The organism is Nonomuraea sp. NPDC050680, from assembly GCF_040654555.1.
Lineage (GTDB): Bacteria > Actinomycetota > Actinomycetes > Streptosporangiales > Streptosporangiaceae > Nonomuraea.
In genome coordinates this window covers 1-24,819 of record NZ_JBFAIF010000011.1, presented here as the reverse complement: position 1 = coordinate 24,819, position 24,819 = coordinate 1, and the positions used below count along the sequence as shown (strand labels likewise).

At 65.6% G+C, this 24,819-nt stretch carries 32 protein-coding genes and 1 pseudogene; all 33 read right to left on the bottom strand.

Annotated features, from left to right (window positions below; genetic code table 11):
• Positions 1-21: 21 nt before the first annotated feature.
• Complete coding sequence (gene infA, locus AB0H88_RS31090; protein WP_012887858.1) at positions 22-243, bottom strand: translation initiation factor IF-1; 222 nt, start codon at positions 241-243, stop codon at positions 22-24.
• A gap of 360 nt (positions 244-603) precedes the next feature.
• Positions 604-1,053, bottom strand: coding sequence for a hypothetical protein (locus AB0H88_RS31085; protein WP_357650665.1), 450 nt, complete (start codon positions 1,051-1,053; stop codon positions 604-606).
• 138 nt (positions 1,054-1,191) lie between these two features.
• Positions 1,192-1,620, bottom strand: coding sequence for a DUF1707 domain-containing protein (locus AB0H88_RS31080; protein ID WP_357650663.1), 429 nt, complete (start codon positions 1,618-1,620; stop codon positions 1,192-1,194).
• 20 nt (positions 1,621-1,640) lie between these two features.
• Positions 1,641-2,444, bottom strand: coding sequence for a type I methionyl aminopeptidase (gene map, locus AB0H88_RS31075; protein ID WP_357650661.1), 804 nt, complete (start codon positions 2,442-2,444; stop codon positions 1,641-1,643).
• 109 nt (positions 2,445-2,553) lie between these two features.
• Positions 2,554-3,204, bottom strand: a complete 651-nt coding sequence (locus AB0H88_RS31070) for an adenylate kinase (RefSeq protein ID WP_225293929.1) — start codon at positions 3,202-3,204, stop codon at positions 2,554-2,556.
• Complete coding sequence (gene secY / locus AB0H88_RS31065) at positions 3,204-4,514, bottom strand: preprotein translocase subunit SecY (protein WP_357650658.1); 1,311 nt, start codon at positions 4,512-4,514, stop codon at positions 3,204-3,206. Before secY ends, AB0H88_RS31070 begins: the two co-directional genes overlap by 1 nt.
• Before the next feature lie 169 nt (positions 4,515-4,683).
• Entirely contained in the window at positions 4,684-5,139 is a 456-nt protein-coding gene (gene rplO, locus AB0H88_RS31060) for a 50S ribosomal protein L15 (protein ID WP_357650656.1), read from the bottom strand.
• Between the two features lie 2 nt (positions 5,140-5,141).
• Positions 5,142-5,324 carry a 50S ribosomal protein L30 gene (gene rpmD, locus AB0H88_RS31055; RefSeq protein ID WP_132509679.1) on the bottom strand — a complete coding sequence of 61 codons (183 nt, stop codon included), beginning with the start codon at positions 5,322-5,324 and terminating at the stop codon, positions 5,142-5,144.
• Between the two features lie 2 nt (positions 5,325-5,326).
• The gene (rpsE, locus tag AB0H88_RS31050) at positions 5,327-5,956 is read right to left on the bottom strand and encodes a 30S ribosomal protein S5 (protein ID WP_049572667.1); all 630 of its coding nucleotides are present in this window, start codon (positions 5,954-5,956) and stop codon (positions 5,327-5,329) included.
• Between the two features lie 27 nt (positions 5,957-5,983).
• Positions 5,984-6,367: a 50S ribosomal protein L18 gene (gene rplR, locus AB0H88_RS31045; RefSeq protein WP_225293936.1), complete on the bottom strand. Its 384-nt coding sequence runs from the start codon at positions 6,365-6,367 to the stop codon at positions 5,984-5,986.
• Between the two features lie 2 nt (positions 6,368-6,369).
• Entirely contained in the window at positions 6,370-6,912 is a 543-nt protein-coding gene (gene rplF / locus AB0H88_RS31040) for a 50S ribosomal protein L6 (RefSeq protein ID WP_357650653.1), read from the bottom strand.
• 16 nt (positions 6,913-6,928) lie between these two features.
• Positions 6,929-7,327, bottom strand: coding sequence for a 30S ribosomal protein S8 (rpsH, locus tag AB0H88_RS31035; RefSeq protein ID WP_192789898.1), 399 nt, complete (start codon positions 7,325-7,327; stop codon positions 6,929-6,931).
• A 168-nt stretch (positions 7,328-7,495) separates the two neighbouring features.
• Positions 7,496-7,681 (bottom strand): type Z 30S ribosomal protein S14, encoded by a 186-nt coding sequence (locus AB0H88_RS31030; protein WP_090769707.1) that lies wholly within the window; start codon positions 7,679-7,681, stop codon positions 7,496-7,498.
• Positions 7,682-7,683: 2 nt separating this feature from the next.
• The gene (gene rplE / locus AB0H88_RS31025) at positions 7,684-8,259 is read right to left on the bottom strand and encodes a 50S ribosomal protein L5 (protein ID WP_225293940.1); all 576 of its coding nucleotides are present in this window, start codon (positions 8,257-8,259) and stop codon (positions 7,684-7,686) included.
• Positions 8,259-8,561 carry a 50S ribosomal protein L24 gene (rplX, locus tag AB0H88_RS31020; RefSeq protein WP_225293984.1) on the bottom strand — a complete coding sequence of 101 codons (303 nt, stop codon included), beginning with the start codon at positions 8,559-8,561 and terminating at the stop codon, positions 8,259-8,261. The genes rplE and rplX overlap by 1 nt, the downstream gene beginning before the upstream one ends.
• 8 nt (positions 8,562-8,569) lie before the next feature.
• Entirely contained in the window at positions 8,570-8,941 is a 372-nt protein-coding gene (rplN, locus tag AB0H88_RS31015) for a 50S ribosomal protein L14 (RefSeq protein WP_225293942.1), read from the bottom strand.
• 228 nt (positions 8,942-9,169) lie between these two features.
• Positions 9,170-9,466 carry a 30S ribosomal protein S17 gene (gene rpsQ, locus AB0H88_RS31010; protein WP_214633181.1) on the bottom strand — a complete coding sequence of 99 codons (297 nt, stop codon included), beginning with the start codon at positions 9,464-9,466 and terminating at the stop codon, positions 9,170-9,172.
• The gene (gene rpmC, locus AB0H88_RS31005) at positions 9,459-9,695 is read right to left on the bottom strand and encodes a 50S ribosomal protein L29 (protein ID WP_214633180.1); all 237 of its coding nucleotides are present in this window, start codon (positions 9,693-9,695) and stop codon (positions 9,459-9,461) included. The genes rpsQ and rpmC overlap by 8 nt, the downstream gene beginning before the upstream one ends.
• Positions 9,695-10,114, bottom strand: a complete 420-nt coding sequence (gene rplP / locus AB0H88_RS31000) for a 50S ribosomal protein L16 (protein WP_214633179.1) — start codon at positions 10,112-10,114, stop codon at positions 9,695-9,697. Before rplP ends, rpmC begins: the two co-directional genes overlap by 1 nt.
• A gap of 2 nt (positions 10,115-10,116) precedes the next feature.
• A complete protein-coding gene (gene rpsC / locus AB0H88_RS30995; RefSeq protein ID WP_357650648.1) occupies positions 10,117-10,977 on the bottom strand; it encodes a 30S ribosomal protein S3 in 861 nt (286 codons plus the stop codon).
• Positions 10,977-11,330 carry a 50S ribosomal protein L22 gene (gene rplV, locus AB0H88_RS30990; protein WP_219539598.1) on the bottom strand — a complete coding sequence of 118 codons (354 nt, stop codon included), beginning with the start codon at positions 11,328-11,330 and terminating at the stop codon, positions 10,977-10,979. The genes rpsC and rplV overlap by 1 nt, the downstream gene beginning before the upstream one ends.
• A 32-nt stretch (positions 11,331-11,362) precedes the next feature.
• Complete coding sequence (gene rpsS / locus AB0H88_RS30985) at positions 11,363-11,641, bottom strand: 30S ribosomal protein S19 (protein WP_357650645.1); 279 nt, start codon at positions 11,639-11,641, stop codon at positions 11,363-11,365.
• A gap of 11 nt (positions 11,642-11,652) precedes the next feature.
• Positions 11,653-12,489, bottom strand: a complete 837-nt coding sequence (gene rplB / locus AB0H88_RS30980; RefSeq protein WP_225293948.1) for a 50S ribosomal protein L2 — start codon at positions 12,487-12,489, stop codon at positions 11,653-11,655.
• Between the two features lie 104 nt (positions 12,490-12,593).
• Positions 12,594-12,896: a 50S ribosomal protein L23 gene (rplW, locus tag AB0H88_RS30975; RefSeq protein WP_221519391.1), complete on the bottom strand. Its 303-nt coding sequence runs from the start codon at positions 12,894-12,896 to the stop codon at positions 12,594-12,596.
• On the bottom strand, positions 12,896-13,558 hold the full coding sequence (gene rplD / locus AB0H88_RS30970; protein ID WP_357650642.1) for a 50S ribosomal protein L4: 663 nt from the start codon (positions 13,556-13,558) through the stop codon (positions 12,896-12,898). Before rplD ends, rplW begins: the two co-directional genes overlap by 1 nt.
• The gene (gene rplC, locus AB0H88_RS30965) at positions 13,555-14,208 is read right to left on the bottom strand and encodes a 50S ribosomal protein L3 (RefSeq protein WP_357650640.1); all 654 of its coding nucleotides are present in this window, start codon (positions 14,206-14,208) and stop codon (positions 13,555-13,557) included. The genes rplD and rplC overlap by 4 nt, the downstream gene beginning before the upstream one ends.
• A 14-nt stretch (positions 14,209-14,222) precedes the next feature.
• Positions 14,223-14,531 carry a 30S ribosomal protein S10 gene (gene rpsJ, locus AB0H88_RS30960; RefSeq protein WP_012887830.1) on the bottom strand — a complete coding sequence of 103 codons (309 nt, stop codon included), beginning with the start codon at positions 14,529-14,531 and terminating at the stop codon, positions 14,223-14,225.
• A 271-nt stretch (positions 14,532-14,802) separates the two neighbouring features.
• Complete coding sequence (tuf, locus tag AB0H88_RS30955) at positions 14,803-15,996, bottom strand: elongation factor Tu (RefSeq protein ID WP_357650638.1); 1,194 nt, start codon at positions 15,994-15,996, stop codon at positions 14,803-14,805.
• Positions 15,997-16,146: 150 nt separating this feature from the next.
• Complete coding sequence (gene fusA, locus AB0H88_RS30950) at positions 16,147-18,246, bottom strand: elongation factor G (RefSeq protein ID WP_357650636.1); 2,100 nt, start codon at positions 18,244-18,246, stop codon at positions 16,147-16,149.
• A gap of 39 nt (positions 18,247-18,285) precedes the next feature.
• Entirely contained in the window at positions 18,286-18,756 is a 471-nt protein-coding gene (rpsG, locus tag AB0H88_RS30945; RefSeq protein WP_138670613.1) for a 30S ribosomal protein S7, read from the bottom strand.
• A gap of 2 nt (positions 18,757-18,758) precedes the next feature.
• On the bottom strand, positions 18,759-19,133 hold the full coding sequence (rpsL, locus tag AB0H88_RS30940) for a 30S ribosomal protein S12 (protein ID WP_214633169.1): 375 nt from the start codon (positions 19,131-19,133) through the stop codon (positions 18,759-18,761).
• A 560-nt stretch (positions 19,134-19,693) separates the two neighbouring features.
• A complete protein-coding gene (locus AB0H88_RS30935) occupies positions 19,694-23,569 on the bottom strand; it encodes a DNA-directed RNA polymerase subunit beta' (RefSeq protein ID WP_357650633.1) in 3,876 nt (1,291 codons plus the stop codon).
• Between the two features lie 17 nt (positions 23,570-23,586).
• Positions 23,587-24,819, bottom strand: a pseudogene (locus tag AB0H88_RS30930) (DNA-directed RNA polymerase subunit beta); the annotation flags it as partial.

Here is a 24,819-nt window from a genome sequence, read left to right as displayed (position 1 = left end):
CCTTCGTGTTCCTCAGACGTCTTACTTGTATCGGTAGACGATCCGCCCACGACTCAGGTCGTAGGGGCTCAGTTCCACGACTACCCGGTCGTCGGGCAGGATCCGGATGTAGTGCATCCGCATCCGTCCGCTGATGTGGGCCAGGACCTTATGGCCGTTGTCAAGCTGCACCCGGAACATAGCGTTCGGGAGCGACTCGACCACAGTGCCCTCGATCTCGATGGCGCCGTCTTTTTTGGCCAAAATTCCTCGCGTTTCACTGATCGATCGTCTGAGGCTCCGGTTCACTAAGCAGCCGCGACCTCACGCTTCGAAGAGAGCGGCGTCCGGCAACGGGCACCGACGCGTGATAGTCATAGTGAGCCGAGTAAGGAGTGTACGACACCTGAGACAAAAACGCGAAACGCGTGTCAGGTGTCCTGACACAACCACGAGTTAGCTTACCCCACCCGCCAACCCGTATGGGCCGGGCGGCACAGCGATTCGGGCGGCACGGCGAAGGCCCGCCGGCGAACCGGCGGGCCCCTGCGAGTCAGCACACCCCCTGGGATCACTCCCCCTGATGTACTTGGACGCCCTGATGTGCTCGGACGCCTGATGTGCTTAGAAGACGTCGTGCCAGCTGCCGCAGCCACTGTTGCGCGAGCCGCCCTCACACACCTGGATCTTGAAGTCCCTCTTGAAGCGGATGCCCTCGAAGTGCCGGCGGTCGTCGGACCGGTACCAGTTGCGGTGGAAGTCGCCGTGGCGGTCGTAGTACTTGAACCACACGTAGCTGTAGTCGCCGTCGTTGTGGTGACGGTCGTACAGATCGCCGTAGAAGTAGTAGTCGCCCCCGCGCTTCTGCCAGTAGCCCCTGAAGTACGACTCGTGGCCGCCGTTCTCGGAGCCGTTGGAGAAGTACGGGCCGAAGAAGTGCTTCGGGCCGGCCTGGGCGCTCTGCGCCTGGGTGGCGGTCGCGGCGTCGGCCTGGGCGGCGGGAGCGATGGCCAGCGCCCCGGCGACCATCGATCCGGCGAGAGCGGTGCCCGCGAGAAGGTGTCGAATACCCACTGTGTCCTCCTGTAAGACGGTTCCCCGTACCGGACCGGGGCTGCTCGGGTGAGCCCCTCTGTTGTCCGGCACCGCTTACGTTAGGAAGGACATCTGCTGCCTTCTGCGGACGAATGCACACAGTGCAGTACTACACACTCACTGACGCTTCGGACCGCTTCCGAAGATGGTGCTGATCAGCAGAATCGCACCCCAAGGACCCATCACCCACAGCGGCCAGGGATAGATCATGTGCCCGGAGGTGACGCTCACGATCAGCCAGATCACCCAGTTGATCGAGCTCGCCGCCGCCCACGCGCTCCAGGCCGCGCGCATCCCCGAGTGCATGCCGCTCTTGGGCGCCGGGGTGGGCTCGGTCAGCTTGGCGGGCGGGTTGCGCAGGTCCACGTCCGGCAGGTCCGCGGTCAACCGGGCCAGCTCGCCGTAGGTCTTGCTCTGGTAGAGCTGTTCGAGCCGCTCGTTGAACTCGTCCATCGTGATGCGGCCCTGCGCGGTGTGCTCCCGGAGCACGCCGGCCACCCGATCGCGGTCGACGTCCGAGGCACGCATCTCGGGGCTCTGCGCCATACCCACCACTCCCGGCTCGTCTACGGCTGCGCCAAGCGCTCTTCGCCCCCATCGAGGGCGGTTAGCACCCAAGGACCATTATGTGTCACCGCGACGCTGTGTTCGAAGTGTGCGGACTGCTTGCCGTCGATCGTCACGACGGTCCAATCGTCGGCCAGTACGCGCGTGCGCTCCGTGCCCAGGTTGACCATGGGCTCGATGGCCAGGCACATCCCGGCCTCCAGCACGGGTCCCCTGCCGGGGCGGCCGTGGTTGGCGATCCACGGGTCCATGTGCATCTCGGTGCCGATGCCGTGGCCGCCGTACTCGGGCGGGATGCCGAAGCGGCCCTGCGACTTGATGTAGCGCTCCACCTCGTACCCGATGTCCGACAGGTGGCGGCCGACGGTCAGCGCGGCGATGCCGCGCCACATCGACTCCTCGGTGATCCGCATGAGCTCGGTGAGCTTCGGGTCCACCTCCCCCACCGGCACCGTGACCGCTGAGTCGCCGTGCCAGCCGTCGAGGATGGCACCGCAGTCGATGGAGATGACGTCGCCCTCGCGCAGCGCACGGGAGCTCGTCGGGATGCCGTGGACCACTTCCTCGTTGACCGAGGCGCAGATAGTGGCGGGGAAGCCCTGGTAGCCCTTGAACGACGGGATGGCGCCCTCGTCCCTGATCGCCTTCTCAGCGATGGCGTCGAGGTCCAGGGGCGTCATCCCCGGCTCGACGGAGCGCTTCAACAGATCGAGCGTTCGCCCGACCACCAGACCGGCCGCCCGCATCTTGTCGAGCTGCTCGGGCGTCTTGATCTGGATTCCATGCCGGTTCTTCTTGAACACGTGTGGCACCCCCCGGGGTCTCAACGGGCAGATGTGGGAGCCCAATTCCCTCACAATAGCCGCGAGGTGGCACGGAAATCCGTGCCACCTCCGCAGTCGGCCATCGGGCTTACCCCATGAAAGGGCGGATGGCCTCCATGGCCCGCTGGGTGACCTCCTCGACCGGACCGGTCGCGTCGACACCCACGAGGATGCCCTCGTCCGCGTAGTAGGACACCAGCGGCGCCGTCTGCTCCTGGTAGACCTCCAGGCGATGCCTGACGGTCTCCTCTTTGTCGTCGTCACGCTGGAACAGCGTGCCGCCGCAGGCGTCGCACCGATCGTCCTTCTTGTCATCGAACTCGACGTGCCAGATGCGACCGCACTGGCTGCAGGTGCGGCGGCCGGCCAGCCGCCTGACCACCTCGTCGTCGTCCACTACCAGCTCCAGGACCAGGTCGAGCGCCTGGCCCCACTCCTTAAGCATGTCGCGCAGGATCTCGGCCTGAGCCACGTTCCTGGGGAAGCCGTCGAGCAGGAAGCCGTCCTGCGCGTCGTCCTCGGCGAGACGGTCACGGACCATGGCAATGGTGACCTTGTCGGGCACCAGGTCGCCGCGGTCCATGAACGTCTTGGCGAGCTTGCCGAGCTCCGTGCCCCCGGAGACGTTGGCACGGAAGATGTCACCTGTCGAGATCTTCGGGATGGACAGGTTCGACGCGATGTACTGGGCCTGTGTCCCCTTACCCGCTCCGGGGGGCCCGACCAGAACGAGACGCACTACCGCAGGAAGCCTTCGTAATTACGCTGCTGCAACTGGCTCTCGATCTGCTTGACCGTGTCCAGGCCGACGCCAACCATGATCAGAATGCTCGTCCCTCCGAACGGGAAGTTCTGGCTCGCTCCGGACACCGCGAGCGCGACGATCGGGATCATGGCGATCAGACCCAGATAGAGCGCGCCGGGGGCGGTCAGCCGGGTGAGCACGAAACTCAGGTATCCAGCCGTCGGCCGTCCCGGACGGATGCCCGGAATGAACCCACCGTACTTCTTCATGTTGTCGGCCACTTCAGTGGGGTTGAAAGTGATGGACACGTAGAAGTAGGTGAAGAACACGATCAGGACGAAGAACGTGATCATGTAGATGGGCGTGTCGCCCTTGGTGAGGTTCGCGGAGATCCACTGCACGACCGCGTTGGGGTTCGCCGCGTTGGCGAACAGCGAGGTCAGCAGCTGCGGCAGGTAGAGCAGCGAGGACGCGAAGATGACCGGGATGATGCCGGCCTGGTTGACCTTCAACGGGATGTAGGTGGACGTGCCGCCGTACATCCTGCGTCCGACCATCCGCTTGGCGTACTGCACCGGAATGCGGCGCTGCGCCTGCTCGACGAAGACCACGGCGGCGATCATGAAGACGCCCACCACCATGACGACGGAGAAGGTGAACTTGTTGGCCTGGAAGATGCTGGCCAGCTCGGACGGGAAGACCGCGACGACCTGCGTGAAGATGAGGATCGACATGCCGTTGCCCACACCACGGTCGGTGATGAGCTCGCCCAGCCACATGATGACCGAGGTGCCGGCCGTCATGATGACGACCATCGTGACGATCATGAAGATGTTGTCGGGGTCGAGCAGGACGTCCTTGTCACAGCCCTGGAAGAGCTGCCCGGAGCGCGCCAGCGCGATGAACGCCGTCGACTGCAGGATGCCCAGACCGATCGTCAGATATCGCGTATATTGTGTGATCTTCGTCTGACCGGCCTGTCCCTCCTTCTTGAGGGCTTCGAGGCGTGGGATCACGACGACGAGAAGTTGGAGAATGATGCTGGCGGTGATGTACGGCATGATGCCCAGAGCGAACACCGACAGCTTCAGGAGCGCGCCGCCGCTGAACAGCTGCACCATCCCGTAGATATTGCCGTTTTCACCGTTGCGGACCTGATCAAAACAGGACGCAAGGTTCTGGACGTGAACTCCCGGAGTCGGAAGAACCGAGCCGAGTCGGAACAGCGCGATGATGCCCAGAGTGAAGAGCAACTTCTTGCGCAGATCCGGCGTCCGGAACGCCCGGGTAAACGCGGTCAGCACGGTCCCTCCTGCGCGCCTAAAAGGCGGTGTGAGTATGCGATGGTGCGGGGATCTGCCATCAGAAGTCTCAGGTCAAAACGAGCCGGACAGAATCCTGCCGTCTCGCGAACTCTAACGCACTACGGGCGTGGGGGCCCATGGTCGGAGCCCCCACGCCTCGTAATAGCTCTTACAGCTCGGTAACGGAACCCCCAGCAGCGGCGATTTTCTCCTTCGCGGCGGACGAGAAGGCATGCGCCTGCACGTTGACCGCGACCGAGATCTCGCCGGTGCCGAGCACCTTCACCAGCTGGTTCTTGCGGACAGCACCCTTGGCGACCAGCGTCTCGACGGTGATCTCGCCACCCTCGGGGAACAACTCGCCGATCCTGTCCAGGTTGACGACCTGGTAGGTCGTCTTGAAGAGCGCGTTGGAGAAGCCCTTGAGCTTCGGCAGACGCCTCTGCAGCGGCACCTGGCCACCCTCGAAACCGAGGGGGACCGTCGTACGGGCGCGGCTGCCCTTGGTGCCGCGACCGGACGTCTTGCCCTTGGACGCCTCGCCACGGCCCTTGCGGACCTTGGACTTGTTGGCGCCGGGAGCCGGACGCAGGTCGTGAATCTTGAGCGGAGCCTTGTCAGTCATGACTAGTCGACCTCTTCCACCTCGACGAGGTGCGTCACCACGGTGACCATGCCGCGAATCTCGGGCCGGTCCTCCTTGACGACGACATCGCCGATTCGCTTCAGGCCAAGCGAGCGCAGCGAGTCACGCTGGTTCTGCTTGCCACCAATCTTCGAGCGAACCTGAGTGATCTTCAGGCGTGCCATGACTAGCTCACCGCCTTGGCGGCCGCCGCTTCGGCGATGCCTTCGCGCTGAGCCTTCAGCATCCGGGCCGGAGCGACGTCCTCGATCGGCAGACCACGACGGGCGGCGATCTCCTCGGGCCGGGAAAGACCCTTCAGAGCCGCCACCGTGGCGTGCACGATGTTGATCGGGTTGTCCGAGCCGAGCGACTTGGACAGAACGTCGTGGATACCGGCGCACTCCAGAACGGCGCGCACCGGGCCACCGGCGATGACGCCGGTACCGGCGGAAGCCGGACGCAGGAAGACGACACCGGCCGCCTCCTCACCCTGCACGGTGTGCGGGATGGTGCCCTGGATCCTCGGGACCTTGAAGAAGTGCTTCTTGGCCTCTTCGACGCCCTTGGCGATGGCCGCGGGGACTTCCTTGGCCTTGCCATAGCCGACGCCGACCAGGCCGTTGCCGTCACCGACGACGACGAGGGCGGTGAAGCTGAAGCGACGACCACCCTTCACGACCTTGGCCACTCGGTTGATCTTCACTACGCGCTCGATGTACGAGACGCCCTTGTCTGCGGCGCCACCGCGGCGATCGTCACGACGGTCCCGCCGCTCGCCACCGGTGCCGCCACCGCGACGCGGAGCTGCAGCCATCAGTGGTTCCTCATCTCAGTTGCCATATCAGAACTCGAGCCCACCTTCGCGGGCGCTGTCCGCCAGAGCGGCGATGCGCCCGGCGTAGCGGTTGCCACCGCGGTCGAACACGACCGCCGTGATCCCGGCTTCCTTGGCCCGCTGAGCGAGGAGCTCGCCGACCTTCTTGGCCTTCTCGGTCTTGTCAGCCTCGAGCGTGCGCAGCGCGGAGTCCATGGTGGACGCGCTCACCAGCGTGTGGCCGACGGAGTCGTCCACGATCTGCACGAACAGGTGACGAGTCGAACGGTTGACGACCAAGCGCGGACGCGCGGCCGTACCGACGACGTTCTTGCGGACGCGGCGGTGACGGCGGGCCCGCGAGACGGTGCGGGCAGCCGTGTGCTTGCCGAACGCAGTCTTCGGAGCCATGCCTACTTACCAGCCTTTCCGACCTTGCGGCGGATCTGTTCGCCCTGGTAACGCACGCCCTTGCCCTTGTACGGGTCAGGCTTGCGCAACTTGCGGATGTTGGCCGCGACCTCGCCGACCTTCTGCTTGTCGATGCCGTCCACGTGGAACAGGGTCGGCTTCTCGACGCGAAAGGTGACGCCCTCGGGGGCGTCGACGATGACCGGGTGACTGAAGCCCAGTGCGAACTCCAGCTGCGCCGGGCCCTTGGCCTGAACGCGGTAACCGACGCCGACGATCTCCAAGGTCTTGGAGTAGCCCTGCGTGACGCCCTGCACCATGTTGGCGATCAGCGTCCGCGACAGGCCGTGCAGCGCACGGACCTTGTTCTCGTCGTTGGGCCGGGTGACGGCGATAGCGCCGTCGTCATCGCGACCCACCGTGATGGGATCCGCGACTGTATGAGAAAGCGTGCCCTTCGGGCCCTTGACCTGGACATCCTGGCCGCTGATCGCAATGTCAACGCCGCTCGGCACAGGGATGGGCAGCCGTCCGATTCTCGACATGCTGTGTTCCTCCCCTCTACCAGACGTAGGCGAGGACTTCCCCGCCCACGCCACGCTTGCCGGCCTGCTTGTCGGTCATGAGACCGGCGGACGTCGAGATGATCGCGACACCCAGCCCTCCCAGAACGCGAGGCAGGTTGTCCTTCTTCGCATACACCCGCAGACCGGGCTTCGACACCCGGCGCAGCCCCGCGAGCGACCGCTCACGGGTAGGCCCGAACTTGAGCTCCACCACGAGGTTCTTGCCAACCTTGGCGTCTTCGACGGTCCAAGCCTGGATGTAACCCTCCTGCTGGAGGATCTCGGCGATGTGCGCCTTGATCTTCGAATACGGCATGGTCACGCTGTCGTGATACGCCGAGTTCGCATTACGCAGACGCGTCAACATGTCTGCGATCGGGTCGGTCATCGTCATGGCCAGTGGCCTTCCTCGCCGCGGTTTCCAGTCGGTGAAGCAGAGCTCTACCGGTGGACCTTCGGCGCGGTCATGGGCGCTCTCTAGGAGAGCTCCCGGTTTGACAGTTCTACATATGTACGGCGAGCAGCCCCCACGGGGGCGACACGTGGCCGCCCCCAAGGGTAACTACCAGCTGGACTTGGTGATGCCGGGCAGCTCGCCCCGGTGCGCCATCTCACGGAAGCACACGCGGCACAGCCCGAACTTGCGGTAGACGGCGCGGGGCCGGCCACAACGCGTGCAACGGGTGTACGCCCGGACTTCGAACTTCTGCTTACGCCCTGCCTTGGCGATCAGCGACTTCTTCGCCATGATCAGGCCTCCTTGAAGGGGAACCCGAGGAGCTTCAGCAGCGCCCGGCCCTGGTCGTCGGTCTTCGCGGTGGTCACGACCGTGATGTCCATGCCCCGCGGGCGGTCGACCTTGTCCTGGTCGACCTCGTGGAACATGACCTGCTCGGTCAGACCGAACGTGTAGTTGCCGTTGCCGTCGAACTGCTTGGGCGACAGGCCACGGAAGTCCCTGATGCGGGGCAGCGCCAGCGACAGCAACCTGTCGAGGAACTCCCACATCCGGTCGCCGCGGAGCGTGACGTGCGCGCCGATCGGCATGCCCTCGCGCAGCTTGAACTGGGCGATGGACTTGCGCGCCCGGACGACGGCCGGCTTCTGGCCGGTGATCACGGTGAGGTCGCGAACAGCGCCCTCGATGAGCTTCGAGTCGCGAGCCGCCTCGCCGACACCCATGTTGACCTTGATCTTCACCAGGCCGGGGATCTGCATGACGTTCTCGATGCCGAAGTCCTCGCGAAGCTTGGCCGCGATCTCCTCGCGGTACTTCGTCTTGAGGCGCGGCGTCGGACGCTCGGTCTCAGTGGTCGTGGCAGTCATCAGCTGTCCTCACCCGTCTCGTCGGCCTTGTCCTCGGCCTTCTTGTCGGCGGGCTTGTCCTCGCGCTTCTCGTCCTTGAGCTTCTTCACGTTGCTCACGTGGATGGGAGCCTCCATGGTCTGCACGCCGCCGGTCTTGGCGCCACGCGGACCCTGGTGGGTCTCCTTGGTGTGCTTCTTGATCATGTTGACGCCCTCGACCACCACGCGGTCTTCCCGCGGGAGGGTGGCGATGACATGACCCTTGGCACCCTTGTCCTTGCCGGTGATGACCTGGACGAGGTCACCCTTCTTCACATGCAGCTTCGGCATTACAGCACCTCCGGCGCGAGCGAGATGATGCGCATGAACTTCTTGTCGCGCAGCTCACGGCCCACCGGGCCGAAGATACGGGTGCCACGAGGGTCACCGCTGTCCTTGATGATGACCGCGGCGTTCTCGTCGAAGCGGATGTAGGAGCCGTCCGGCCGGCGGCGCTCCTTGGCCGTGCGGACGATTACGGCCTTGACCACGTCGCCCTTCTTGACGCCCGTGCTACCGGGCAGGGCATCCTTGACGGTGGCGACGATCACGTCGCCGATACCGGCGTAGCGTCGGCCCGAGCCACCGAGAACGCGGATGCAAAGAATCTCCTTGGCACCCGTGTTGTCGGCGACCTTGAGCCGCGACTCCTGCTGGATCACTGTTTTCTCCTGATTAGTCGCGCCGGTTCTCGTCACCGAGCCTGGCGGAACTCGTATGGTCTTGTTCCTCCGACGACAGCCCCTCAGTGCCCCCGAAAGCCCAGGGGCTTCGGGTGGCTCTGGAGCCGCACCGCAGGCGACGCGAGGCCGGAGCCTCGCGTCCTTGGACACCGTCATGGGGGCTTGGAGGCCCCCACGAGGCGCGGTATATCCGGGAAAGCCGTTAGGTTACTTGGCCTTCTCGAGGATCTCCACGACCCTCCACCGCTTGGTGGCGGAGAGGGGGCGGGTCTCCATCAGCAGCACGCGGTCGCCGACGCCACAGGCGTTGGCCTCGTCGTGCGCCTTGTACTTGGTCGTACGGCGGATGACCTTGCCGTACAGCCGGTGCTTGACCCGGTCCTCAACGGCGACGACGACGGTCTTGTCCATCTTGTCGCTGACGACCAGGCCCTCACGGACCTTGCGGAAGTTCCGCGAGTCGTCGTTCGTCTCGGTGGTCTCTGTGGTCTCGGTCTCAGCCATCGCTCGTCTCCTTCTCGACCGTGATGATGCCAAGCTCGCGCTCGCGCATCACGGTGTAGATACGGGCGATCTCGCGGCGGACGGCGCGCAGCCGCCCGTGGCTCTCCAACTGTCCGGTCGCTGCCTGGAAGCGGAGGTTGAACAGCTCCTCCTTGGCTTCCTTGAGCTTCTGGACCAGGGTGTCCTCGTCCTCGACTCGCAGCTCGCCGGCGGTCAGGCCCTTAGCCATCACGCCTCACCAACTTCACGCTTAACGATCTTGCACTTCATGGGCAGCTTGTGGATCGCGCGAGTGAGCGCCTCGCGGGCAACCGACTCGGCGACACCGGAAAGCTCGAACATGACGCGACCCGGCTTGACGTTGGCGATCCACCACTCGGGCGAACCCTTACCGGAACCCATGCGGGTCTCAGCCGGCTTCTTGGTCAGCGGGCGGTCGGGGTAGATGTTGATCCACACCTTTCCACCACGCTTGATGTGACGGGTCATCGCAATACGAGCCGACTCGATCTGGCGGTTGGTCACGTAGGAGTGCTCAATCGCCTGGATGCCGAACTCGCCGAACACGACCCTGGTGCCACCCTTGGCGGCACCGCTGCGGTCGGGCCGGTGCTGCTTGCGGTGCTTGACCCTGCGCGGGATCAGCATGGTCAGCTCCCTTCAGCACCCGGCTGCGCAGCCGGGCCGGTCTCGGGGGCAGCCTGTGAGGCCGCCTCAGTCCTGGGGGCACGGTCGCCACGACCGCCACCGCGACGGGCGCCACCACCGGCGCCACCACGGCGCGGACGCTCGCCGCCGCCACCGCCGCCACCACCGCGACGGTCGTCACGGTCACGACGCTGGCCGGCGCGTGCGCCGGCCGCGGCCGCCTCACGCTCGGCGCGGCTGGTGGGGGCCTCGCCCTTGTAGATCCACACCTTCACGCCGATGCGGCCGAAGGTGGTGCGGGCCTCGTAGAAGCCGTAGTCGATGTCCGCGCGGAGCGTGTGCAGCGGCACCCGGCCCTCGCGGTAGAACTCCGACCTCGACATCTCAGCGCCGCCAAGACGACCGGAGCACTGCACCCGAATGCCCTTGGCGCCGCTCTTCATGGCCGACTGCATCGCCTTGCGCATGGCGCGACGGAACGAGACACGGCTGGAGAGCTGCTCGGCGACACCCTGCGCGACGAGCTGGGCGTCGATCTCGGGGTTCTTCACCTCGAGGATGTTGAGCTGGACCTGCTTCTTGGTCAGCTTCTCCAGGTCGCCGCGGATCCGGTCGGCCTCCGCGCCGCGACGGCCGATGACGATGCCCGGCCGGGCGGTGTGGATGTCGACCTGAACGCGGTCGGTCGTGCGCTCGATCTCCACCTTGGAGATACCGGCCCGCTCCATGCCCTTCTGCAGCATGCGACGGATCGACACGTCCTCGGCGACGTACGACTTGTACAGCTTGTCGGCGTACCACCGGCTCTTGAAGTCGGTCGTGATGCCGAGGCGGAACCCGTGCGGGTTAACCTTCTGGCCCACTATCGGGTCCTTCCCTTCGGCTCGCGGGACTCCACGATCACGGTGATGTGGCTCGTCCGCTTGTTGATCCGATAGGCACGACCCTGGGCACGCGGACGGAACCGCTTCAGCGTCGGGCCCTCGTCGACCCACGCCCGGCTCACGAAGAGCGTCTGGGGGTCGAGATCGAAGTTGTGCTCTGCATTTGCCATGGCGCTCGAGAGCACCTTGTAGATCGGCTCGCTCGCCGACTGGGGAGCGAACTGCAGCACGGCCTGCGCCTCCGAAGCGGGCAGCCCGCGAATAAGGTCCACCACACGGCGGGCCTTGAGGGGCGTGACGCGGACGAACCGCGCCTGAGCCCTGGCTTCCATCGCTTACTCCTCTTAACTGCTTCTGAAGGCGTCTATCGCCGGCTGCGGCGGTCTTCCTTGACGTGGCTGCGGAAGGTGCGCGTCGGGGCGAACTCTCCCAGCTTGTGGCCGATCATCGACTCGGTGACGAACACCGGGACGTGCTTGCGGCCATCGTGTACGGCGATCGTGTGCCCGAGCATGTCAGGCACGATCATGGAGCGCCGCGACCACGTCTTGATGACGGTCTTGGTGCCCTTCTCGTTCTGGACATCCACCTTCTTGGCGAGGTGGCCGTCCACGAAGGGACCCTTCTTAAGGCTACGTGGCATATCGGCTGCTCCTACCGCTTCTTCCTCTTGCTCCGGCGGCGGATGATCAGCCGGTCGCTGGACTTGTTGGCCTGGCGGGTGCGGCCCTCGGGCTTGCCCTTCGGGTTCACCGGGTGGCGACCACCGGAGGTCTTACCCTCACCACCACCATGCGGGTGGTCAACGGGGTTCATGGCGACACCGCGGACGGTCGGGCGCTTGCCCTTCCACCTCATACGGCCGGCCTTGCCCCAGTTGATGTTGGCCTGCTCGGCGTTGCCGACCTGACCCACCGACGCCCGGCAGCGCACGTCGACCATGCGCATTTCGCCGGACGGCATACGCAGCGTGGCGTACTGGCCTTCCTTGGCGAGCAGCTGGATCTGAGCGCCAGCGGAGCGACCGAGCTTGGCGCCGCCGCCCGGACGGAGCTCCACCGCGTGGATGAAGGTACCCGTCGGGATGTTGCGCAGCGGCAGGCAGTTGCCCGGCTTGATGTCGGCCCCGGCGCCGTTCTCGATGCGGTCGCCCTGCTTGAGGCCGGTCGGCGCGATGATGTAGCGCTTCTCACCGTCGGCGTAGTGCAGCAGAGCGATGTTGGCGGTGCGGTTGGGGTCGTACTCGATGTGAGCGACCTTCGCCGGGATGCCGTCCTTGTCATGCCTACGGAAGTCAATGATCCGGTAGGCGCGCTTGTGACCGCCGCCTTGGTGGCGCGCGGTGACCCGGCCGTGTACGTTGCGGCCGCCCTTGCCATGAAGGGGCGCAAGCAACGACTTCTCGGGCGTGCTGCGGGTGATCTCGGAGAAGTCCGAGACACTCGAGCCGCGGCGACCCGGAGTCGTCGGCTTGTACTTACGGATGCCCATCTTTTTCGTTCATCCTTCGTCGGTTACATGGGTGAGCCCGCCGCACGAACATGCGACGGTCTCCACCCTTGGCAAGCCGTACGGCCCGCCTACTTCTATGGCTGCTAGCCGATCTGACCGAAGATGTCGATCCGATCGCCCTCGACCAGGCTCACAATCGCGCGCTTGGTGTCGGGACGCTTGCCGAAACCGGTGCGGGTGCGCTTGCGCTTGCCCTGCCGGTTGATCGTGTTCACGCTGGTGACCTTGACCCCGAAGATCTGCTCAACGGCGATCTTGACCTGGGTCTTGTTCGCGGTCTTCTTCACCAGGAACGTGTACTTGTTGTTCTCATCGATCAGGCCGTAGCTCTTCTCAGAGACGACCGGCTTGATGATGACGTCGCGCGGGTCGGCGATCTTCTCCATCAGGCGTCTGCCCCTTCACTCGAATTGGCCGACCCTGCCGACAAACGCGCCACGACCTGGTCGTACGCCTCCTGGGTGAAGACCACGTCGTCGTGGCAGAGCACGTCGTAGGTGTTGAGCTGCCCGGAGTCCAGCAGGTGGACCTCGGGAGCGTTGCGCAGGCTCAGCCAGGTCAGCTCGTCGTCCGCGTCAACGACGAGGAGGACGGTCCTGGACTGGGTGATCTTACGCAGGGCCTCGAGAGCCGCCTTGGTCTTGGGCGTCTCGCCGGTGACCAGACCGCTCACCACGTGCACGCGACCGCCGCCGGCCCGGTCCGACAGGGCGCCACGCAGGGCGGCGACCTTCATCTTCTTGGGCGTCCGCTGCGAGTAGTCGCGCGGCACCGGACCGTGGACGACGCCACCACCGGTGAACTGCGGCGCGCGGGTCGAGCCCTGACGGGCGCGACCGGTGCCCTTCTGGCGGTACGGCTTCTTGCCACCGCCCCTGACCTCACCACGGGTCTTGGCCTTGTGGGTGCCCTGCCGACGAGCGGCGAGCTGGGCCACGACGACCTGGTGGATCAGCGGAATGTTGACCTTGGCGCCGAAGATGTCTTCGGGCAGGTCGACGGTGCCGGCCTTGCCACCGCTGGCGTCGAGGACGTCAATGCTGGTCACTTGGCTGCCCCCTTCTTAGACGCGGTGCGGACGAGGACCAGGCTGCCATTGGCGCCGGGGATCGCACCCTTGATCAGGATGAGACCGTTCTCGACGTCGATGGCGTGAACCTTGAGGCTCTGCACGGTGGTGCGGACGTTACCCATCCGACCAGCCATGCGCAGACCCTTGAATACGCGGCCCGGGGTGGCGCAGCCACCGATGGAACCCGGCGAGCGGTGCTTGCGCTGCGTACCGTGCGACGCGCCCAGACCCTTGAAGCCGTGCCGCTTCATGACACCGGCGAAGCCCTTGCCCTTGCTCTTGCCCGTCACATCGACGAACTGGCCGGCCTCGAAGGTGTCGGCCAGCAGCTCCTGGCCCAGGGTGTAGTCGCTCGCGTCGTCGGTGCGGATCTCCGCGAAGTAACGGCGCGGGGTGATGTCGTGTTTACGCAGGTAGTCGCCGAGCGGCTTGTTGACCTTCCGCGGGTCGACCTGTCCGAAGCCGAGCTGAACGGCGGAATAGCCATCCTTGTCGGCGGTGCGGACCCTGGTCACCACGCACGGACCGGCCTCCACCACGGTCACCGGAACCATCCGGTTGTCCGCGTCGAAGACCTGGGTCATGCCGAGCTTCTTGCCCAGGACGCCCTTGATCGTCTTAGCCATGTCAGTGCGTTCCCTCAGAGCTTGATCGAAATGTCGACGCCCGCGGGGAGGTCGAGCCGCATGAGCGAGTCGACGGTCTTGGGCGTCGGGTCGATGATGTCAATCAGCCGCTTGTGCGTGCGCATCTCAAAGTGCTCGCGGCTGTCCTTGTACTTGTGCGGCGAGCGGATGACGCAGTACACGTTCTTCTCGGTCGGCAGCGGCACCGGGCCCGCGACCTTCGCGCCAGTCCGCGTCACCGTCTCGACGATCTTCTTGGCCGAGCTGTCGATGACCTCGTGGTCATAGGCCTTAAGCCGGATGCGGATCTTTTGTCCCGCCATAGTGGCCTCGGTGTCCTTCGCTGTCGTCTGAAAAAGTATCGTGCGGCCTGTTGCCGCTGTTCGTGCGGGTCGAACCCGCACAACCCCACGTGACAGACGTTTATGATCTGCCGTTTTCTTCCGTGATCCGGCAGTTACTTCGGTCACTCCGAAGCCACTGCGAGATCACGGCTTTCCCGTGGAGCCTGAGGGCGGAAGCCGTAGGGACTCCTGCCCTCGTGGCGCGGCGGTCGGCCTTCATCCGAGGGCCGACCGCCGCCCCGCGATCGTACTACTTGATGATCTTGATGACCCGGCCGGCGCCGACGGTGCGGCCACCCTCACGGATCGCGAACTTCAGACCATCCTCCATGGCGATGGGCTGGATCAGCTCAACGCGCATCTCGGTGTTGTCGCCCGGCATGACCATCTCGGTGCCCTCGGGGAGGTGCACGACACCGGTCACGTCAGTCGTACGGAAGTAGAACTGCGGGCGGTAGTTGTTGAAGAACGGCGTGTGGCGGCCGCCCTCGTCCTTCGACAGGATGTAGACCTGGCCGTCGAACTCGGTGTGCGGGGTGGTCGTGCCCGGCTTGATGATGCACTGGCCACGCTCGACGTCGTCCCGCTTGATGCCGCGGAGCAGCAGCGCGGCGTTGTCGCCGGCCTGACCCTCGTCGAGCATCTTGTTGAACATCTCGATGCTGGTGACGGTGGTGGTCGTCTTCTCCGGCTTGATGCCGATGATGTCGACCTGCTCGTTGACCTTGACGATGCCACGCTCGATACGACCGGTGACGACCGTGCCACGACCGGTGATCGAGAAGACGTCCTCGACCGGCATGAGGAACGGCTTCTCCGTCTCACGGGGCGGCTCGGGCACGTTCTCGTCGACCGCGTCCATCAGCTCGATGATGCTGTCGGCCCACTTCTGGTCGCCCTCAAGAGCCTTGAGCGCGGAGACGCGGATGACAGGCAGGTCGTCGCCGGGGAACTCCTGAGCGGACAGGAGCTCACGGACCTCGAGCTCGACGAGCTCCAGGATCTCCTCGTCGTCGACCATGTCGGACTTGTTGAGCGCCACGACGATGTAGGGAACGCCGACCTGGCGGGCCAGGAGGACGTGCTCCTTCGTCTGCGGCATCGGGCCGTCAGTGGCGGCGACCACGAGGATCGCACCGTCCATCTGCGCGGCACCCGTGATCATGTTCTTCACGTAGTCGGCGTGACCGGGGCAGTCCACGTGGGCGTAGTGGCGCTTCTCGGTCTGGTACTCGACGTGCGCGATGGAGATCGTAATCCCGCGGGCCTTCTCCTCGGGCGCCTTGTCGATCTTGTCGAACGGCGTCGCCTTGTTCAGCTCGGGGAAACGGTCGTGAAGCACCTTGGTGATCGCCGCGGTGAGTGTGGTCTTACCGTGGTCGATGTGCCCAATGGTGCCGATGTTCATGTGCGGCTTGTTCCGCTCGAACTTGGCCTTGCCCACTGGTTCTCTCCTTGAGAATCTGTCTGACTTTCGTCTACACACTCGGGCCCGGGTGATCCCGAACCCCTAAGCGGTGAGGCGGCTCGCACCGCCCCACCAGAGGCCGAAGCCCCTTGACGGCTGGGCCAGGCCCAGCCGGGGGTCCCGGGACTATTCGCCCCGGGCCTTCGCGACGATCTCCTTGGCGATGCCCGGGGGCACCTCCGAGTAGGAGTCGAACTGCATGCTGTAGCTCGCGCGCCCCTGCGTCTTGCTACGCAGGTCGCCCACGTAGCCGAACATCTCAGAAAGCGGTACGAGCGCCGAGACGACACGGGCGCCTGCCCGCTCGTCCATCGCCTGGATCTGCCCGCGGCGACCGTTGAGGTCTCCGATGACGTCACCCATGTAGTCCTCGGGCGTGGTGACCTCGACGGCCATCATCGGCTCGAGGAGTACAGCGTCGGCCTTGCGAGCGGCCTCCTTGAAGGCCATCGAGCCGGCGATCTTGAAGGCCATTTCCGAGGAGTCGACGTCGTGCGCGGCACCGTCGATCAGCGTCACCTTCACGCCCACCATCGGGTAGCCGGCCAGCACGCCGAACTCGGCGGCCTCCTGGGCACCCGCGTCGACCGAGGGGATGTACTCCCTCGGGACACGGCCACCCGTGACCTTGTTCTCGAACTCGTAGCCGTCGTTGCCTTCGCCCAGCGGCTCGAGCTTGATGATGACCCGCGCGAACTGGCCGGATCCACCCGTCTGCTTCTTGTGGGTGTAGTCGAGCTTGTCCACTGTGCGACGGATGGTCTCGCGGTAGGCCACCTGCGGACGACCGACGTTGGCCTCGACCTTGAACTCGCGACGCATACGGTCGACGAGGATCTCCAGGTGAAGCTCGCCCATGCCCCAGATGACCGTCTGGCCGGTCTCCTCGTCACGACGGACCTGGAAGGACGGGTCCTCCTCGGCCAGCCGCTGGATCGCGGTCGACAGCTTCTCCTGGTCGCCCTTGGTCTTGGGCTCGATGGCGACGTTGATGACCGGAGCCGGGAACGTCATCGACTCGAGCACGACCTGGTTGGCCGGGTCGGACAGGGTGTCGCCGGTCGTGGTGTCCTTGAGACCCATGACGGCGACGATCTGACCGGCGGAGGCCACCGGGCGCTCTTCACGCTTGTTCGCGTGCATCTGGTAGATCTTGCCGATCCGCTCCTTCTTGCCCTTCACCGAGTTCACGACCTGTGAACCCGACTCGAGCGTGCCGGAGTAGATGCGGATGTAGGTGATCTTGCCCAGGTGCGGGTCGCTCGCGATCTTGAAGGCGAGAGCGGAGAACGGCTCGGTCGGGTCCGCGTGACGTACGACGACCTTGTCCTCGTTGCCGACCGCGTGGCCCTCGAAGGCCGGGATGTCGGTCGGCGCGGGGAGGTAGGCGATCACCGCGTCGAGCAGGGGCTGCACGCCCTTGTTCTTGAACGCGGTGCCGGTGAGAACCGGGTTGATGGCGCTGGCCAGCGTCGCGCGGCGGATGGCCGCGACCAGCTGCTCCTCGGTGGGCTCGATGGCCTCGAGGAAGAGCTCCATCATCTCGTCGTCGTTCTCGGCGACGGTCTCGACGAGCTTGTCACGCCACTCACGAGCTGCTTCGGCGTGGTCGGCCGGGATGTCGACGACGTCGTACATCTCGCCCTTGGCCGCATCCTCGCTCCAGAGCAGGCCCTTCATCTTCACCAGGTCGATGACGCCGCGGAAGCCGGCCTCAACGCCCCAGGGAAGCTGGATGACCGCAGGAGTCGCGGCAAGACGGGTGACCATCATGTCGACGCAGCGGTGGAACTCCGCGCCGACGCGGTCCATCTTGTTCACGAAGCAGATGCGGGGGACGTTGTAGCGGTCGGCCTGACGCCACACCGTCTCCGACTGCGGCTCGACGCCCGCGACACCGTCGAACACGGTGACCGCACCGTCGAGGACACGAAGGTTGCGCTCGACCTCGATGGTGAAGTCGACGTGGCCCGGGGTGTCGATCAGGTTGATCGTGTGACCGGCCCACTCGCAGGTCGTCGCGGCAGACGTGATCGTGATGCCACGCTCCTGCTCCTGCTCCATCCAGTCCATGGTGGCTGCGCCGTCGTGGACTTCACCGATCTTGTAGTTGATGCCGGTGTAGAACAGGATGCGCTCAGTCGTGGTGGTCTTACCCGCGTCAATATGGGCGATGATCCCGATATTTCGGACCTTCGCCAGGTCAAGGGCGGTCGTTGCGGCCACTTCTCTCGCGTCCTCGTCGTCTCGTCGAACCCGCCGGGGTTACCAGCGGTAGTGGGCGAAGGCCTTGTTGGACTCGGCCATCTTGTGGGTGTCCTCGCGCTTCTTGACGCTCGCCCCGAGGCCGTTGCTGGCGTCGAGGAGCTCGTTCATGAGGCGCTCGGTCATGGTCTTCTCGCGGCGGGCGCGGGAGTACTGCACCAGCCAGCGCAGGGCCAGGGTCGTGCTGCGCGCGGCGCGCACCTCGACCGGCACCTGGTAGGTCGCGCCACCAACGCGACGGCTGCGAACCTCGAGGGTCGGCTTGACGTTGTCAAGCGCGCGCTTCAGGGTGACGACCGGGTCGTTGCCCGTCTTGTCCCTGCAGCCCTCAAGGGCGCCGTACACGATCGACTGCGCGATGGAACGCTTGCCGTCCAGGAGCACCTTGTTGATCAGAGCGGTGACCAGGGGCGAGCTGTAAACCGGGTCAGACATGAGCTGACGGCGGCCGGGAGAACCCTTGCGAGGCATAGTTAGCTCTTCTCCCTCTTCGCGCCGTACTTGCTGCGAGCCTGCTTGCGGTTGCGGACACCCTGAGTGTCCAGCGAACCGCGAATGATCTTGTAGCGGACACCCGGCAGGTCCTTCACACGACCGCCGCGCACGAGCACGATGGAGTGCTCCTGCAGGTTGTGGCCCACACCCGGGATGTACGCCGTGACCTCAATGCCGTTGGTGAGCCGCACACGGGCCACCTTGCGCAGTGCCGAGTTGGGCTTCTTGGGGGTCGTGGTGTAAACGCGCTGGCAAACACCTCGCCGCTGCGGATTCGCCCTAAGGGCAGGAGTCTTGGTCTTGGCGACCTTGTCCTGCCGGCCCTTGCGGACCAACTGCTGAATAGTGGGCACTGCCACTCCGTTTCGTGCCTTGGCCGGTAATACGTCTTGTGTTCATTCGCAGGTTCTGCCGGTGTCATGACCTGCTGGTTTTCCCCGTCTCGGCGCCCCCGCGCTCGGGCGTGTCGCGCACTTCGCACAAACACATCCGCAGGGACTTGGAGCCAGGAAGCCGTCCGGCGCTCGCATATATGAGCGCACAGCCGAGAGCCCGCTAACGACGGGCACGATGCTCTAGACTACCCAGGCCCACGCGACACGTCAAAGCAGCGCGACAAAGCGGACAACGCTTCTGCCACTACTGCTGGTCGCTGGGCCTCTTCGATGCATGCCCGGCTACTGCTCCGCGCCTATCATATCCGGCCCGCGGAGTGTTCAGGCGCGCTTCGCCAGGATGCCGCGCGCGGCGCTGCACCGGCGCACCGGGGCCCTGGACCGGCGTGGCGGTCCTGGCACCCCCCCAAACCTCCCGACGGCCCAGGGGGCGCACGTAGCGGCGCACAACCACCGTGCTGACAGAAAAGCACCGCGCCCGGATCACGGAGATCCGGGCGCGGTGCTTCAAAGAGCGACTAGCGGTTGTACTGACCGAAGTCGTACTCCTCCAGCGGAACGGCCTCGCCGCTACCGGTGCCGAAGGTGTAGTCGGCCGCGGAACCGTCGTATCCACCAACGGTGTACATGGCCGCCTTGGCCTCTTCGGTCGGCTCGACCCGGATGTTGCGGTACTGGGGCATGCCCGTACCGGCCGGGATGAGCTTACCGATGATGACGTTCTCCTTCAGGCCCAGGAGCGAGTCGGACTTGGCGTGGATCGCCGCGTCCGTCAGGACCCTGGTCGTCTCCTGGAAGGAGGCCGCCGACAGCCACGACTCGGTGGCGAGCGACGCCTTCGTGATGCCCATGAGCACCGGACGACCGGCGGCCGGAGAGCCACCCTCCGCCACGGTCTCGCGGTTCATCTGCTCGAAGCGCGGACGCTCGACGAGCTCGCCGGGCAGCAGGTCGGTCTCACCGGACTCCAGCACGTTCACGCGCTTGAGCATCTGCCGCACGATGATCTCGATGTGCTTGTCGTGGATCGACACACCCTGCGAGCGGTAGACCTGCTGGACCTCCGCCACCAGGTGCAGCTGCACGGCCCGCGGGCCGAGGATGCGCAGCACCTCGTTGGGGTTGACCGCACCGGCGACCAGCTGCTGGCCGACCGTCACACGCTGGCCGTCGGACACCTGCAGGCGCGAACGCATCGAGACCGGGTAGGCGATCTCCTCCGAGCCGTCGTCCGGAGTGATGACGAGCTTCCGGGACTTGTCGGTCTCGTCGATGCGGACCCTGCCCTCGGCCTCGGAGATCGGGGCGACACCCTTGGGGATGCGCGCCTCGAAGAGCTCCTGGACACGGGGCAGACCGTGGGTGATGTCCGCGCCCGCCACACCACCGGTGTGGAAGGTACGCATCGTCAGCTGCGTGCCCGGCTCACCGATCGACTGGGCGGCGATGATGCCGACCGCCTCGCCGACGTCGACGAGCTTGCCGGTCGCCAGCGAACGGCCGTAGCAGGTCGCGCAGACGCCGATCTTGGCCTCGCAGACGAGCGCGCTGCGCGTGCGGACGGTCTCGATGCCGGCCTCGACCAGCGCGGTGACGTGGATGTCGTTGATGTCGACACCCGCCGCCACGATGACCTTGCCGTCAACCTCGACGTCCTCGGCCAGGATGCGGCCGTGCACGTTGGACTCGGCGTTCTCCGCCTTGACCAGGTTGCCCGAGGAGTCCCGCTCGCCGACGTGCAGCGGGACCGCGCGGTCGGTGCCGCAGTCGATCTCACGCACGATGACGTCCTGCGCGACGTCCACCAGACGACGGGTCAGGTAACCCGAGTCGGCGGTACGCAGGGCGGTGTCGGCCAGACCCTTCCGCTGTCCGTGGGTGGAGATGAAGTACTCCAGCACCGACAGGCCCTCGCGGAACGAGGCCTTGATCGGACGCGGGATCGTCTCACCCTTGGTGTTGGACACCAGGCCACGGATGCCGGCGATCTGACGCACCTGCATCTTGTTGCCTCGGGCACCGGAGTTGACCATCATCCAGACCGGGTTGGTCGCCGGGAAGGCGTTGACCATGTCGGTCTCGACGTCGGCCGTGGCGTGCGTCCAGATCTCGATGAGCTCCTGACGGCGCTCCTCGTCGGTGATCAGGCCGCGCTCGTACTCGCGCTGGACCTTGTCGGCCCGGCGCTCGTAGTTCTCCATGATCTCGGCCTTGTTCGGCGGCGCGACGACGTCGTCGATCGAGATCGTGACGCCGGAACGGGTCGCCCAGCGGAAGCCGGCGTCCTTGAGCGCGTCGAGCGAGTTGGCCACGTCGACCTTGGGGTAGGTCTCGGCCAGCTCGTTCACGATCGTGGACAGCTGCTTCTTGCCGACCTGGAAGTTGACGAACGGGTAGCTCGCCGGGAGCGTCTGGTTGAACAGGCACCGGCCGAACGTCGTCTCCAGACGGATCGGGTCACCCTGCTCCCAGCCCTCCGGCGCGACCCACTCACGGGGCGGCAGGACGTCCTTGAGCCTGATCTGGATCTTCGCCTGAATGTCCAGCTCGTGGCGGTCGAAGGCCATCTGGGCCTCGGCGATCGAGCCGAAGACCCGGCCCTCACCCGTGGCGCCGTCCTTGTGGGTGGTCAGCCAGTAGAGGCCGATGACCATGTCCTGGGTGGGCATCGTCACGGGCTTGCCGTCAGCCGGCTTGAGGATGTTGTTGGTCGAGAGCATCAGGATGCGTGCCTCGGCCTGGGCCTCAGCCGACAGCGGCAGGTGCACGGCCATCTGGTCGCCGTCGAAGTCCGCGTTGAACGCGGTGCAGACGAGCGGGTGGATCTGGATGGCCTTGCCCTCGACCAGCTGCGGCTCGAACGCCTGGATGCCCAGGCGGTGGAGCGTCGGAGCGCGGTTGAGCAGCACGGGGTGCTCGGTGATGACCTCTTCGAGCACGTCCCACACGACCGGACGCGCCCGCTCGACCATCCGCTTGGCCGACTTGATGTTCTGGGCGTGGTTGAGATCGACCAGCCTCTTCATCACGAACGGCTTGAACAGCTCCAGCGCCATCTGCTTGGGCAGACCGCACTGGTGCAGCTTGAGCTGCGGGCCGACGACGATGACCGAACGGCCGGAGTAGTCGACTCGCTTGCCCAGCAGGTTCTGGCGGAAGCGACCCTGCTTGCCCTTCAGCATGTCGCTGAGGGACTTGAGCGGACGGTTGCCGGGACCGGTGACCGGGCGACCGCGACGGCCGTTGTCGAACAGCGCGTCGACGGCCTCCTGGAGCATCCGCTTCTCGTTGTTCACGATGATCTCGGGAGCACCGAGGTCGAGCAGACGCTTGAGGCGGTTGTTCCGGTTGATGACCCGGCGGTAGAGGTCGTTCAGGTCGGAGGTCGCGAACCGGCCACCGTCGAGCTGCACCATCGGGCGCAGGTCCGGCGGGATGACCGGAATGCAGTCGAGCACCATGCCGCGCGGCGAGTTGGTGGTGTTGAGGAACGCCGACACGACCTTGAGCCGCTTGAGGGCGCGGGCCTTCTTCTGGCCCTTGCCGCTGCGGATCGTCTCGCGCAGGTTCTCAGACTCGACGTCGAGGTCGAAGCTGATCAGGCGGTCCTGGATCGCCTGCGCGCCCATGCCGCCCTTGAAGTAGCGGCCGAAGCGGTCGCGCATCTCGCGGTAGAGCAGCTCGTCGCCCTCAAGGTCCTGGACCTTGAGGTTCTTGAAGCGGCTCCAGACCTCGTCGAGCCGGTCCAGCTCGCGCTGGGCCCGGTCGCGAAGCTGACGCATCTCGCGCTCGGCGCCCTCACGAACCTTGCGGCGCTGGTCGCCCTTGGCGCCCGCGGCCTCCAGCTCGCCCAGGTCGCCTTCGAGCTTCTTCTGCCTGGCCTCGACGTCGGCGTCACGGCGCTGCTCGATGTGCTGCCGCTCGACGGAGATCTTCGCCTCCAGCGACGGCAGGTCACGCTCACGCATCTCGGTGTCGACATGCGTGATCATGTACGCCGCGAAGTAGATGACCTTCTCCAGGTCCTTCGGGGCGAGGTCGAGCAGGTAGCCGAGGCGCGACGGGACGCCCTTGAAGTACCAGATGTGGGTGACGGGCGCGGCCAGCTCGATGTGGCCCATCCGCTCACGACGCACCTTGGCGCGAGTCACCTCGACGCCACAGCGCTCACAGATGATGCCCTTGAACCGGACGCGCTTGTACTTGCCGCAGTAGCACTCCCAGTCGCGGGTCGGACCGAAGATCTTCTCGCAGAAGAGCCCGTCCTTTTCCGGCTTGAGGGTGCGGTAGTTGATTGTCTCCGGCTTCTTGACCTCGCCGTGCGACCACTGACGGATATCGTCGGCCGTCGCGAGGCCGATCCTGAGCTCGTCGAAGAAGTTGACGTCTAGCATTTTGTGCGATCTCCCCCTCAGACTTCTTCCACGCTGCTCGGCTCGCGCCGGGACAGATCGATTCCGAGCTCTTCCGCGGCGCGGAAGACGTCCTCGTCGGTGTCGCGCATCTCGATGGACATGCCGTCACTGGAGAGCACCTCGACGTTGAGGCACAGCGACTGCATTTCCTTGATGAGGACCTTGAAGGACTCGGGGATTCCCGGCTCGGGGATGTTCTCGCCCTTGACGATCGCCTCGTAGACCTTCACGCGGCCCAGGACGTCGTCGGACTTGATCGTCAGCAGCTCCTGGAGGGCGTAGGCGGCGCCATAGGCCTCCAGAGCCCACACCTCCATCTCACCGAAGCGCTGGCCACCGAACTGGGCCTTACCGCCGAGCGGCTGCTGGGTGATCATGGAGTACGGGCCGGTCGAACGTGCGTGGATCTTGTCGTCGACCAGGTGGAGCAGCTTGAGGATGTAGATGTAGCCGACCGAGATCGGGTACGGGAACGGCTCGCCGGAGCGGCCGTCGAACAGCTTGGCCTTACCGCTCTGCTGGACCATGCGGTCGCCGTCGCGGTTGGCGATGGTGTTGTCGAGGAGACCGACGATCTCCTCCTCGTGGGCGCCGTCGAAGACCGGGGTGGCCATGTTGGTGCGCGGGGCGACCTTGTCGAAGCCCTTGTCACGCAGGCGTTCGGCCCAGGCCTCCTGCACGCCGGAGATGTCCCAGCCGCGGGCGGCGATCCAGCCGAGGTGGGTCTCCAGCACCTGGCCGACGTTCATCCGGCCGGGCACGCCCAGCGGGTTGAGGATGATGTCGACCGGGGTGCCGTCCTCCAGGAACGGCATGTCCTCCACGGGCAGGATCTTGGAGATGACGCCCTTGTTGCCGTGCCGGCCGGCCAGCTTGTCACCGTCGGTGATCTTACGCTTCTGGGCCACGTACACGCGGACCAGCTCGTTGACACCGGGCGGCAGCTCGTCGCCCTCCTCACGGGAGAACACCCGCACCCCGATGACCTTGCCCTGCTCGCCGTGCGGCACCTTCAGCGAGGTGTCGCGGACTTCGCGGGCCTTCTCACCGAAGATCGCGCGCAGCAGCCGCTCCTCGGGCGTCAGCTCGGTCTCGCCCTTCGGGGTGACCTTGCCGACCAGGATGTCGCCGGGTACGACCTCGGCGCCGATGCGGATGATGCCGCGCTCGTCCAGGTCGGCCAGGACCTCCTCGGAGACGTTCGGGATGTCCCGGGTGATCTCCTCCGG

Excerpts from the sequence above, each read along its gene's own strand:
- rpsS (WP_357650645.1), bottom strand. The coding sequence starts at position 11,641 with ATGCCACGTAGCCTTAAGAAGGGTCCCTTCGTGGACGGCCACCTCGCC.
- rplV (WP_219539598.1), bottom strand. The coding sequence starts at position 11,330 with ATGGAAGCCAGGGCTCAGGCGCGGTTCGTCCGCGTCACGCCCCTCAAG.
- rplW (WP_221519391.1), bottom strand. The coding sequence starts at position 12,896 with ATGGAGAAGATCGCCGACCCGCGCGACGTCATCATCAAGCCGGTCGTC.
- rplP (WP_214633179.1), bottom strand. The coding sequence starts at position 10,114 with ATGCTGATCCCGCGCAGGGTCAAGCACCGCAAGCAGCACCGGCCCGAC.
- rplE (WP_225293940.1), bottom strand. The coding sequence starts at position 8,259 with ATGACTGCCACGACCACTGAGACCGAGCGTCCGACGCCGCGCCTCAAG.
- AB0H88_RS31080 (WP_357650663.1), bottom strand. The coding sequence starts at position 1,620 with ATGGCGCAGAGCCCCGAGATGCGTGCCTCGGACGTCGACCGCGATCGG.
- rplB (WP_225293948.1), bottom strand. The coding sequence starts at position 12,489 with ATGGGCATCCGTAAGTACAAGCCGACGACTCCGGGTCGCCGCGGCTCG.
- rpsQ (WP_214633181.1), bottom strand. The coding sequence starts at position 9,466 with ATGGCTGAGACCGAGACCACAGAGACCACCGAGACGAACGACGACTCG.
- AB0H88_RS30935 (WP_357650633.1), bottom strand. The coding sequence starts at position 23,569 with ATGCTAGACGTCAACTTCTTCGACGAGCTCAGGATCGGCCTCGCGACG.
- AB0H88_RS31030 (WP_090769707.1), bottom strand. The coding sequence starts at position 7,681 with ATGGCGAAGAAGTCGCTGATCGCCAAGGCAGGGCGTAAGCAGAAGTTC.
- rpsE (WP_049572667.1), bottom strand. The coding sequence starts at position 5,956 with ATGGCTGCAGCTCCGCGTCGCGGTGGCGGCACCGGTGGCGAGCGGCGG.
- rpsJ (WP_012887830.1), bottom strand. The coding sequence starts at position 14,531 with ATGGCGGGACAAAAGATCCGCATCCGGCTTAAGGCCTATGACCACGAG.
- rpmD (WP_132509679.1), bottom strand. The coding sequence starts at position 5,324 with ATGGCACGCCTGAAGATCACTCAGGTTCGCTCGAAGATTGGTGGCAAG.
- rplF (WP_357650653.1), bottom strand. The coding sequence starts at position 6,912 with ATGTCGAGAATCGGACGGCTGCCCATCCCTGTGCCGAGCGGCGTTGAC.
- rplC (WP_357650640.1), bottom strand. The coding sequence starts at position 14,208 with ATGGCTAAGACGATCAAGGGCGTCCTGGGCAAGAAGCTCGGCATGACC.
- rplO (WP_357650656.1), bottom strand. The coding sequence starts at position 5,139 with ATGACTGACAAGGCTCCGCTCAAGATTCACGACCTGCGTCCGGCTCCC.
- rplR (WP_225293936.1), bottom strand. The coding sequence starts at position 6,367 with ATGGCTCCGAAGACTGCGTTCGGCAAGCACACGGCTGCCCGCACCGTC.
- rpmC (WP_214633180.1), bottom strand. The coding sequence starts at position 9,695 with ATGGCTAAGGGCCTGACCGCCGGCGAGCTGCGAGTCGAGGACGAGGAC.
- rpsH (WP_192789898.1), bottom strand. The coding sequence starts at position 7,327 with ATGACGATGACCGACCCGATCGCAGACATGTTGACGCGTCTGCGTAAT.
- rpsG (WP_138670613.1), bottom strand. The coding sequence starts at position 18,756 with ATGCCTCGCAAGGGTTCTCCCGGCCGCCGTCAGCTCATGTCTGACCCG.